This is a genomic window from Oryzibacillus soli (assembly GCF_051594765.1).
Taxonomy (GTDB): Bacteria; Bacillota; Bacilli; order Paenibacillales; family NBRC-103111; genus Paenibacillus_AR.
Genome location: NZ_JBPPGJ010000013.1, coordinates 181354 through 191400 on the forward strand (window position 1 = coordinate 181354; position 10047 = coordinate 191400).

General features: G+C 52.5%; 12 protein-coding genes. 2 read left to right on the forward strand and 10 right to left on the reverse strand.

Annotated elements, in window-relative coordinates:
- Positions 1–13 precede the first annotated feature (13 nt).
- The 3 genes from ACSEXW_RS18665 to ACSEXW_RS18675 form a co-directional block, all read right to left on the reverse strand.
- The gene (locus ACSEXW_RS18665) at positions 14–1990 is read right to left on the reverse strand and encodes a GDSL-type esterase/lipase family protein (protein WP_438447680.1); all 1977 of its coding nucleotides are present in this window, start codon (positions 1988–1990) and stop codon (positions 14–16) included.
- Between the two features lie 124 nt (positions 1991–2114).
- On the reverse strand, positions 2115–3326 hold the full coding sequence (locus tag ACSEXW_RS18670) for an EAL and HDOD domain-containing protein (RefSeq protein WP_438447681.1): 1212 nt from the start codon (positions 3324–3326) through the stop codon (positions 2115–2117).
- Positions 3327–3554: 228 nt separating this feature from the next.
- The gene (locus ACSEXW_RS18675) at positions 3555–3899 is read right to left on the reverse strand and encodes a YmaF family protein (RefSeq protein WP_438447700.1); all 345 of its coding nucleotides are present in this window, start codon (positions 3897–3899) and stop codon (positions 3555–3557) included.
- 253 nt (positions 3900–4152) lie between these two features.
- On the opposite strand from ACSEXW_RS18675, the gene ACSEXW_RS18680 reads away from it, so the two are divergent.
- Positions 4153–4833, forward strand: a complete 681-nt coding sequence (locus ACSEXW_RS18680) for an MBL fold metallo-hydrolase (RefSeq protein ID WP_438447682.1) — start codon at positions 4153–4155, stop codon at positions 4831–4833.
- Positions 4830–5375, forward strand: coding sequence for an NADPH-dependent FMN reductase (locus ACSEXW_RS18685; RefSeq protein ID WP_438447683.1), 546 nt, complete (start codon positions 4830–4832; stop codon positions 5373–5375). The genes ACSEXW_RS18680 and ACSEXW_RS18685 overlap by 4 nt, the downstream gene beginning before the upstream one ends.
- A 59-nt stretch (positions 5376–5434) precedes the next feature.
- Here ACSEXW_RS18685 and ACSEXW_RS18690 read toward each other — a convergent pair whose 3' ends face one another.
- The 7 genes from ACSEXW_RS18690 to ACSEXW_RS18720 all read right to left on the reverse strand — a co-directional run bounded on the left by ACSEXW_RS18690 (position 5435) and on the right by ACSEXW_RS18720 (position 9670).
- The gene (locus tag ACSEXW_RS18690; protein WP_438447684.1) at positions 5435–6445 is read right to left on the reverse strand and encodes an NAD-dependent epimerase/dehydratase family protein; all 1011 of its coding nucleotides are present in this window, start codon (positions 6443–6445) and stop codon (positions 5435–5437) included.
- 24 nt (positions 6446–6469) lie between these two features.
- On the reverse strand, positions 6470–6808 hold the full coding sequence (locus ACSEXW_RS18695; RefSeq protein ID WP_438447685.1) for an MmcQ/YjbR family DNA-binding protein: 339 nt from the start codon (positions 6806–6808) through the stop codon (positions 6470–6472).
- 25 nt (positions 6809–6833) lie between these two features.
- Positions 6834–7490, reverse strand: a complete 657-nt coding sequence (locus ACSEXW_RS18700) for a class I SAM-dependent methyltransferase (RefSeq protein WP_438447686.1) — start codon at positions 7488–7490, stop codon at positions 6834–6836.
- 142 nt (positions 7491–7632) lie between these two features.
- Entirely contained in the window at positions 7633–8010 is a 378-nt protein-coding gene (locus ACSEXW_RS18705; RefSeq protein ID WP_438447687.1) for a type II toxin-antitoxin system death-on-curing family toxin, read from the reverse strand.
- Positions 8010–8183 (reverse strand): DUF2281 domain-containing protein, encoded by a 174-nt coding sequence (locus ACSEXW_RS18710; RefSeq protein WP_438447688.1) that lies wholly within the window; start codon positions 8181–8183, stop codon positions 8010–8012. Before ACSEXW_RS18710 ends, ACSEXW_RS18705 begins: the two co-directional genes overlap by 1 nt.
- Positions 8184–8317: 134 nt before the next feature.
- The gene (locus ACSEXW_RS18715; protein WP_438447689.1) at positions 8318–8887 is read right to left on the reverse strand and encodes a hypothetical protein; all 570 of its coding nucleotides are present in this window, start codon (positions 8885–8887) and stop codon (positions 8318–8320) included.
- A gap of 399 nt (positions 8888–9286) precedes the next feature.
- A complete protein-coding gene (locus ACSEXW_RS18720; protein WP_438447690.1) occupies positions 9287–9670 on the reverse strand; it encodes a DUF4261 domain-containing protein in 384 nt (127 codons plus the stop codon).
- Positions 9671–10047: the final 377 nt, after the last annotated feature.

The following is a 10047-nucleotide window of genomic DNA, read 5'->3' on the forward strand; positions in this document are numbered from 1 at the left end:
CCCGCAAGCCGGCTTACAGCCGGGAGAGATCATTCTCCACCTTCACGGGATGCATCAGCACCCACATGAAGTACAAGGTCTTGGCCGCCTTGGCCCGGGTCACGGGCAGCTTCGGCTCAAGCTCCTTACCATGGGCCACCTGCCCCCGGGCAATCCCCTTCTCCGGACGGAGAAGTCCCAGCTCGTATGCGTCCCGAACCTTCATCTTCCAGTGGGGAGACAGCCGGGCGGTGTCCGTCAGTTCCTCGAAGCCGAGCAGCGGACTGTAAGCACCTTGGCCCCCTGTATCCAGATTCGGATCGTAGCCGGGATCGCCCGGCGACAGGATGGTGCCGTTGTAATCGGTCATATACGGAGGCTTCGATTGGAAGGCGGCCCGATAGGCGTCCGCGAGCATGGCGCCCATCACCTCCCGGATCAACGGCACTTCGGCGCCGTATCCTTCGTCGAATACGGACAGCGGGAGTCCCATTAGGGCGGACAGAGCGCGGAGGAATTCCCCCTCGGTGATGGTCCGTCTCGGATGGAAGCGGCCTTCCCCGTCCATGTGCAGGACGCCCAGCTGAAGCATCTTCTCGATCTGATTCCGGTAATAGGCACCCGCACCGCTTACAGTATCGGCAGCCACCTCCGGGAAGATGTGCGACCAATCCCCCGAGGCCGCCGCTTCGATCACTTCGGCCTTCAATGCCGAGGCTATGGCTGCTGCGGCGGGGTCGCCTTCATCTCCCAGCCGGATGAACTCCTGAACCGCCATCCGGGCCAGCTGCTTGGCCAGCGCCTCCTTATAATGGGTTCCGTCGTTCTTCAGGGAAGGATGACCGTTGGCGAAGCTGCCGTCGTTGGTCTTACCAGGGGATTCTCCGGCTTCGATGGACATAAAGACCGAAATGGTCGCCTCCACCCCTATTGCATTGTAATATTCGACACTCTCCGTATTCAGGTCGATCAAGGTAACACCCAGATCGGCCGCCGCCCGCTTCATCACATCAGGGAATCTCCGGATCTTGAAGGAATTCGTGTAGATGTGTCCCGGCTTAGCCCTCGCGTCAATCCGGGAGACGGGGGTTACCAGCACGGGGATCATGCCGCGGGCGCGCAGGGCGGGTACATACACCTGACGGATGTAGGAATCGTAGGTTTCTTCCGTCGCCCCTCTTCCGAACCGCAGGTCTTCATCCGTGCGCTCCTCGTTGTGGCCGAACTGCATGAGCACGTAATCCCCTTCGCAGCCCGCCAGCAGCAGGTCATTGAACCGCCCTTCCTGATAGGTGTTCTTGAAGGAACGGCCGCCCATGCTGTAATTCAACACGTTCACCCGGTCCAGGTCGAACAGGTTATCGAAGACTTGACCCCAGCCGCACATCGGCGCCTCCTCGAAGGTGTAGCTCTTGACGGTGGAATCCCCCAGTGTAAACACCGTCGGCCGATCCTCCTGCAGACGGCGCCGCGATGGAACAGGCCGGAGAACGATCTCCTCCACTCCCGCCGGGACGCACACCCGGTTGGGCTCGATTTCGATATCCAGGTATTCCCGCCCGTTCACATAGGTGTAGGACCAGAGCCGCCCCTCCCGTGAAGCCGTATGACGGATGGGGATTAGCCCCGCCGCATCCCAATAGCCCCCCAACGACAGCTTGGAGGCCTGCAGGCCGGAGATGGATACCGTGGCATCCTCACCGCCTTCGGCCAGAAGCACTTGAATCTCATAAGCACCTGGGGGAGCTTGGATACGGAAGGCCATGCCGTAGTGGTTATAATGGTCCGGAACGGTCTCCTCCTCGAACTCCGGCTCCGTAACATAGAAGCCATTCGCTCCGGCCGTCACGTTCTGCGGGTGTACCGGCCTGGGAGGCGTCGCACAGGTCTCGCCGACGAAGCCGAAGCCGGCTTCCGGATCGTAGAATGGGACTCCGTCATTCGCGTCATAAGGGATGCGGATATATCCTTCCTTAGCTTGACTGCCAAAATAAAACTTCGTTGGGTTCATCGTCAATCCGTTCCTTTCAAGCGAGTCCGTCTTCCATTCCTCGATTATAGAACATATATATTCAACATTCTTTTCATATCAATGTCTAATTGTCCAATAATTTCATATAATTGACCATTTCATACTAAACCTCAATGCTTTCTACCCATTTCAGAGCCTGCACGTACAGGGACATCAGCCGCTGCCAGGCAATGCCGTAGCGTTGGCCCAATCCGTCCAGCCTCCTCCAATCCCCTGTCTCGAAGCCAAGAATCCCCTCATAGAGCTGGCGCAGACTATTGTTCTCGCCGAGCAGAGCCTTCTTCACTTCCTCGGTCAGAGGCAGTCCCTCTACGATTCCCTTCATCTCCTGCTGCAGCAGAATGTCCATCGTAGAGAACAAGCCGGTCATGTAGTACTCGAAGCCATTGGGCCGGTGCTCCAGCTCGGAGGCCATCAGCTCCATCATTTTGGCGCGAACCAGGGTCGCTTTGATCAGCTCCTTGTTCTCCACGGTTTCCGCTGCCTTCAGGAGCATCAGGTACATCCACTTCTTCGTCTCGTTCAGTCCGAACCGGACCAGCGTCATCTGGATGGATTGGATAGGGTTCCGTGAGCCATAGGCGACGGAGTTGACGATTTTGAGCAGCTTGTAGGAGAGGTCCAGATCTTTCTCGATGATCTCCGTAATGGCCTGGAAGTCCGGCTCCTCCCGGTTGAGCTCCTGAAGAATCCGGAGAACATTCGTCTTCAATCCTCCGACCTGCTTACCCTGCACCATGACCGGCTTGCTGAAGAAGTACCCTTGGAACAGCTCGAAGCCCAGCTCCATGGCATGGCGGTACTCCTCCCGGGTTTCGATCTTCTCGGCCAGCAGCTTCACCTTGTACTTCCTCTTGAACGAACGGATCAGGTCCATCTGCCGGGGATTCTTGATCGAGGCGTACTCCACCTTGATCATGTCGGCCAGTTGAACCAGCGGCAGATAATCCTCTTGGAACACAAAATCATCCAGGGCCAGCAAATAGCCCTTCATCTTCAATTCCATACAGGCCCGAAGCACATCTTGGTTCGGTTGGACGCGCTCCAGGATCTCGACCACGATCTGGTCCTTGGGAAGGAGGAGAGGAATCTCCTTGCGCAGCAGGCCCTCCGAGAAGTTGATGAATGCCCGGGTCCCGCCCGTCAGATCATGCGGCTGGAGCACGAGGAACACGTTATGGAGCAGCTCCGCTGTTGCTTGATCATCGTCGGTGCCTTCATAAAAGTTGTTCGTGCTTTTGCGGTATAGGAGCTCATACCCATACACATTCATTTTCCGGTCAAATATTGGCTGCCTGGCTGCGTAAACCTCCATCCCCGGTCCCCCCCAATGCCGAACGAACAGTTCGTTCCTCCCACTTTACTATAAAAGTATTAAGAAAATATTAGAACATAGGTCAATAGGACTAGTAGCAAATCGAATTTTTTCTTCTTTTGACGAAAAATCAAACAGACGGCTAAAGCAGATTAACCTGCTCCAGCCGTCTTGATGTGAACGCATTTATTAAGATCCAGCGCATCGGTATTGTCGAAGATGACGGGATTAGACGAGAGGCTTTTGAATCAAGGTGGCGAACTGAAACCGGTGACGGTGCCCGTCATTCAAGGTTGTTGAGCCGGTCACGAAGTGGACGTGCTTGCCGTTACCCACCGGGATGGCCGGACCGGTCCGGATTTTGCGCAGGTTGTGGAAATGGTTCAAGAAATCGGTGTGGATAAAGCGAATTTCATGTACATGACTGTCCCCGCATGGGATCACCTGTCCGGTAACGCCGGCGAAACGGTGATTGTGTCGGTCGCTGCCTTCCTCCGCCAGCTTCGTGCTGCCCTGGAATTCGTGGACATGGGTCTGCCCCTGTCCGATCTTCATCTTGCCCTTCAGCTTCATTCTGGTAACCAATGCAACCATCCCTTCCCTATGAGCGAGTCAGCCTGCCTGCTTGAGGCTCGGCCCTAGTGCCAGTATAGAGAACCGGAGGTTTGTCCGATAAGGGATGAAAGCGTAGAATTGGCCAAAATAAGGAAAATGCCGCCTGCGTTCCCGTAAAATCGTCAAGGCTCCCTCGTTGCGTCTATGGTATAATCTGTAAAGAGTATCATCTGTCAAGGCCATCGGCCCAATTGAAGGAGGTGCAGGACCCATGACGCATCGCGCCATCCAAGCCTTGAGGCTGGATATGGACGTGGAGCAGGGCGTGTTTACGGTGTTTGCAGCAGTCGTGGCGGACGGCGATGAGCTGATCCTGGTGGATACCGGTATCCCCGGTCAAACGGAGCGGATCCGCACAGCGTTGGCCCGGTTGGGCTATAGCTTGGACCGGTTGACGAAGATCATCATCACCCATCAGGACCGGGATCATATCGGCAGCCTTTCGGAGCTAACAGCAGGGACCGGCGGCCGGATTCAGGTGCTGGCGCACGAGACGGCCCGGCCTTATCTGGAGGGCGAGCTGCCTCTAGTGAAGAGCAATACCCTGGCCACACCCGTCAAGGTGGATGTCCTGCTTCAGGACGGTGAGGTGCTGCCTGTTGCCGGAGGCCTCCAGGTCCTCTATACGCCGGGTCATACCCCGGACCATATCTGTCTCTTCCATCTCCCCAGCCGGACCCTTGTCTCAGGTGATTTACTGACCGCGAAGGACGGCGAGCTGCAATCCTTCGATCCGAAGTTCACCCTTGACCCGGAGATGGCCCGGAAGTCCATCGGGAAGCTCTTGGAGCTGGACATTGAGACGGTCATCACCTATCACGGCGGTGTGTGTACGGACCGGATCCGGGAGCGGCTGCAGTCGTTCCTCACCCAGCGGGAGGCAGACCGATGACCGGGACGCGAACTCAGGTGCTGGGCCTGTCCGGCAGTCTCCGTCGAACCTCCTCCAATACCACGCTGCTCTCTTGGGTGGGCCGGCAGCTCCCGGCCGGTTCGGTGTTCCGCTTGTATGAAGGGTTGGCTGAGCTCCCGCATTTCAACCCGGACACGGATGCGGCGGATGGCGGCGGTCCCGCGGTGGAGGCGTGGCGGCAAGCGCTGAAGGCAGCCGATGCCGTGGTCATCTGTACCCCGGAATATGCCTGCGGCGTCCCCGGATCGTTGAAGAATGCGCTGGACTGGGCCGTATCGTCCGGCGAACTGACGAGCAAGCCGGTGGCGCTGATCAGCGCCTCTCCCCATTCGGATGGGGGAGCCACGGCTCTGCACTCCCTGCGGCAGACCGTGGAGATGATGGGCGCCGAGGTTCGGGAGGATGCCGTGCTGCCGGTTTCCTTCGTCGGCAAGAGGCTGGGGCCGGAAGGAAGCGTAACGGATCCGGATCTGGCCGATGCCCTGTGCAGCTTGATCCAGGCCGTCCTGAAGATCCCGTAACCGTTAAAGGGGCTGATCGTAAGCCAGGAGGAATCCCGGCTTCAGATCAGCCCCTGTTTCTATTCGCCGCTGCCTGCGTCGAGCCAAGCTTGAAGAAGCTCCGCCTCGCGTTCCGGCATCAAGCCGGCCCGGCGGACCGTGTCGGAGGGGCGTGCCGCATCCCACGCCGCGGTGTCCCTTATCGTCGCTTCCAGCGGCCGGAAGACGAGCCCGGTGCGAAGCGCCCGGTCAACGTTCACCTGCATCAAGCCGGTGAACGCCGCCGTATCGCCTCTGGCCGGCAGCCACAGAGGCAGCTCTTTCCACGCGCCGACGCCCCGGCCGGCGAGGAACTCTTCGTCCGCCCACGTCAGCGTGGCGGACGGATTCAAGGCGCTGCGGCACTGCTCCAGCAGCGCCTGCATGGTGACGCGGCCCTGTTCGCCGGCCGCGTTGAACACGCCCGTGCGCCGGGCCTCCGTCATGGATACGATCCATGCCGCCAGGTCGCGCACGTCGATGATCTGCACCGGCGCGGACTCCGGGCCCGGTGCCAGCACTTGGCCGCCGCGCTCGATCCGCGACGGCCAGTACGTGAACCGGTCCGTCGGATCCCGCGGACCGACGATGAGTCCGGGGCGGACCGTCAGCACCCGCCCCGGAAGGCGCTCGTCAAGCACGGCTTCGCAGCGTGCCTTCAGCGCGCCGTAGTGTGCCGCCACGTCCTCGGTCGCCTCGTCCTCCAGCTCCAGCACCGCATCCTCTTCACTGGTGCCCGGCTTGCTCAAGTCGCGGTACACGGAGGCCGATGAGATGAACGTATAATGCCCGATTCGGTCCGCCAAGAGCTCGGCGCCGGCCCGAACCACCCGCGGCACATAGCCCGAGGTGTCGATCACCGCGTCCCATTCGCCCTGCTTAAGCGCCTGCAGCCCTCCGTCCCGGTCTCCGATCAATGCTCGGACACCCGCTGGAGCCCCTGAACCGGACCGCCCCCGCGTGAAGATCGTGACGTCATGCCCTCGGGCCACCGCCTCCTCCGCGATGGCATACCCGAGAAACACCGTCCCCCCCAAAATCAACAGCTTCATAGATCCACCTCGGTTCCGGATTATTCAACGTTCGAAATAGGCTTTGACTGCTTTCTTAGGTGCCACGCTTCCCCAAGCGCTGCGAATCAAGTTGAAGACTTCTTCCTTTGGTGCCGTTTCAAGGCAGATATGCATGTAATTCAGATGGGCAAAACCTTCCGGAATCCGGTAGGTCACCGGATCCTCGCTCACGTATAGATTCCGTTCTTCTTTCGATATCTTTACGGTTATGGTTATCAGATCCTCTTGCATGACAAGAAAAATCTTATTGTTCATCCGAAACGAAGGCTTGCCCATATGCTCGACTTCTACGGCTCCCGGCAACGATAAAGCCACTTCACGTACTTCCGTTACGGATATCATAAGCTAGGCGTTCCCTCCTCTTTCGTTATTTCTCACCAATCATCATGTACCGCTTCACTTGCTGGTTCTCCGTACGGAACGGCTGACCTTTATAGTCGACGAATCGGACATTCTTGAAACCCGCAGCCTCCATGATTTGGATGCTGCAATAACTGTTCACAGGATGAGCACCCAGCCCAGTTTTATGAATCATCGTATCATTCGGTAGATCAAATAGGATCTCCTCGTGTTCGGAGATGCAAGTCGCTCTGTTGTATTCATGCCGTACCAATCGATAGACTCCATCTTGATAGGACCATGTCCGGCAATCGTTATGCCGATCATCCGTATGGTATTTATAGTAGTTATCATTCCACATTTCATAGATGAAGGCACCCTTGGGCTTGAGTGCCCGATAGATTCGATTGGCAGACAATCCAGTAAGTCCCACGGGATCGGTCCACACGGCTACGTCGAATTCGTTGTCGAAGCTCAACTCGTTGTAATCTCTGACGAAGTAGCATGCTTTATCGAAAGCTTTGTTGTACTCTCTTGCATACTCAATGAACGTTTCGGAGATGTCTATTCCTGTAACCTCATATCCTGATTGCAGCCACACCTGATGATACCTGGATATTCCGCAGGCTATGTCTATAATCCTGGCCGCCTTCTCCGGGAACAGCCCTTGCAGCTTCTCCGCCATATCGATCTGGGTTGCAAGATCGTCGAAACCCCATTGGATGTAGCCTTTGTCGTAATCCGGTTCGCCATATCGATTGAACTTTTCTTCGATTATTTTCGTACAGAGCCCTCCTCCTTCAGGTTAAAGAAAATAAGACATCAAGCTACACCTGATGTCTTTGGATCCATTGATAGATATCATTTTCTTTCATTTTACCTTCGGCAGTGCTTAGTCCAAGCTCAATTAATTCATCTTGCGAGTACTTGATCGTAATTCCATTCATTCGTAATAGAAGTAACATGGTCGCAACCCCGATTCTCTTATTGCCATCGACAAAACCATGGTTCTTAATAAGAGAATAAGTAGCAACCGATATTTTATGGATTGTACCTTCGTACAGATCATTTCCATCGAATGTTGAAAACGGTCTTTGTAAAGCACTTTCTAAAATGGCTTTATCCCTAACGCCATCCGATCCACCGGTCGCGTTAAGTATTTTATTATGGAACCTTACAAGCTGGTCCACACCAATGAAGTTCATTACTTAGCCAGCTCCTCCAAAGCTTCCCTATTTTCTTCAATAATCAAATCCATCATGGATTCTAATTGCTTATTGTTTTTATTTTTTAGAAATTCCACAAAATCAATAACCTCAATTTTTTTATCCTCTGGCAGGTCTGAGAATTCCTTTAATAATTTTTCTTCAAGACTCATACCCACACCTCCACTTGTTGTTCTCTACAGTATACACTAAAATACTGTCCTTTTTAACATTTACTTCCTGAATAAGATCATCATAAATGCTCTTGCAGCTAATTCATGGAAAGCCCAGCTTGCTGACCGGCATTCTAATAATCATGTTGCTGTAAAGGTGTTTTATACCAATGGATTCTTTTGAGAATTTCTATTTCCTTTTCGTCATATTCTGCATGATAACAATGTGCATGGGGAGATGGAAGAAATAAAGGTTCATTGTAACGCGTATAACCCATTACTAATAATTTCTTTTCATAAGCCTCTAAATTGCCATAAATATAGATAAGGTTATCCTTATCATATACAATAGTTGCATTGTCTTTAGGTGAATGAATCCAGATATCGTGACGACCATCGCTCTCCAAATAGTCAGCAAACTCATATAAGAGTTCTTCTGTATCTGAAGTACTCAACTCCATACTTTGATATCGTGCTGTTTCCTGATCACATCTGCTTACACTCAATATGTATAGAATGAAATAGGGTTCTTTCATTTCCATAAATAAATCAATTAATGCATGAACTGCCTTATTCGTCCAAACAACTATTCTCGAATGATCATCCTGAGTATACACATTATAAACATTCTTGTTAGCAAATCTTTCAAAACGTTCGTAATCAACTTTGTTCTCATCACTGAAAAACACTAATTTGTTTGGCATTTTTTTCTCCTTTGTAAGGATATGCTTGTTTATAAATAACATTGTATTAACGAACCCTCACTGGAACCTGGATGCCAATATTACAGGCCTATGTACCTCGAAACCCCATCCCCCATTCTTTTGATGCAATTAATAATAGGGCTCCTAATCCGCGGTTCCTATACATTTCCGTTATGACGAAATCCAACACATACACAAACTTTTCTCTATCATACAGCTTATTTTCGGAGTTTCTTTTTCTTGCACCAGGGAAAATCCCACTATACCGTCCTCCACCTCCAGCACTAAAATGTCCGACTTCTCGTTATGTATCATCTCGGTTACAAAATCAACGCAAGCTGCTCGGATAAGCATCGTGGGACTCCTTGTAAGATGATGGCGTAGACTTCACTTTCTTACTCACAGACCCTTTAGAACCCATACACCGTATGGATTATGAAACAACTCATCTTTATCAAAGTAATAACAATCCGTATAAGATAGTTTATAGTTAGGATCACTAGCACTAACAGAAAACGTTTCTCCACTGTGTAACTCCGGGTTTTCAGTTAAAAGAAAATATATAAAGTTAGTCAAGACATATCTTGCTCGTTCGGGGCTTAGTGTTACATCTATAATGGCATCCGGTAATCCGAATACTTGCATGCCACAGGAGTAATAAAAATCATCAGCCCTTGCATATGCAACATAGAAATCGAATAGTTCACTGATTTCATCTGAATCCATCGATACCCAATCTTCAACGGAATGAGCCATACCAGAGTTTTCAATCTTTACGGCCATTCCGCCACTCTTCAAGAGCCCTGAGATCACATTAGATATTTTCCGCACCTTCTTTCCATCTCCGGAATCACCGATTACATATAATATATGTGTATGACTTTCAATTTCTGTAATGAGTTCGTCTGCTAATCTTCCTTGGGAAGCATAAGCAAATGCATGGACCAGATTGGGATCATGTTCATAAATTTGGAGTTCATAAACTTCATCCGAGTCGATTCTTTTTATTATGTTGCCCGGAGTCTGTAAAATATTTTGTGTAAACTCTCAAAACCAAATCTAGTAAACTAGAAGGAAAGGTCGGTTTGAGAGGATGACACAGGTGGCACGGTTTAGTAAAGAACAGGTGAAGGCATTCGTCAAGGAGAATAATCTGAAGA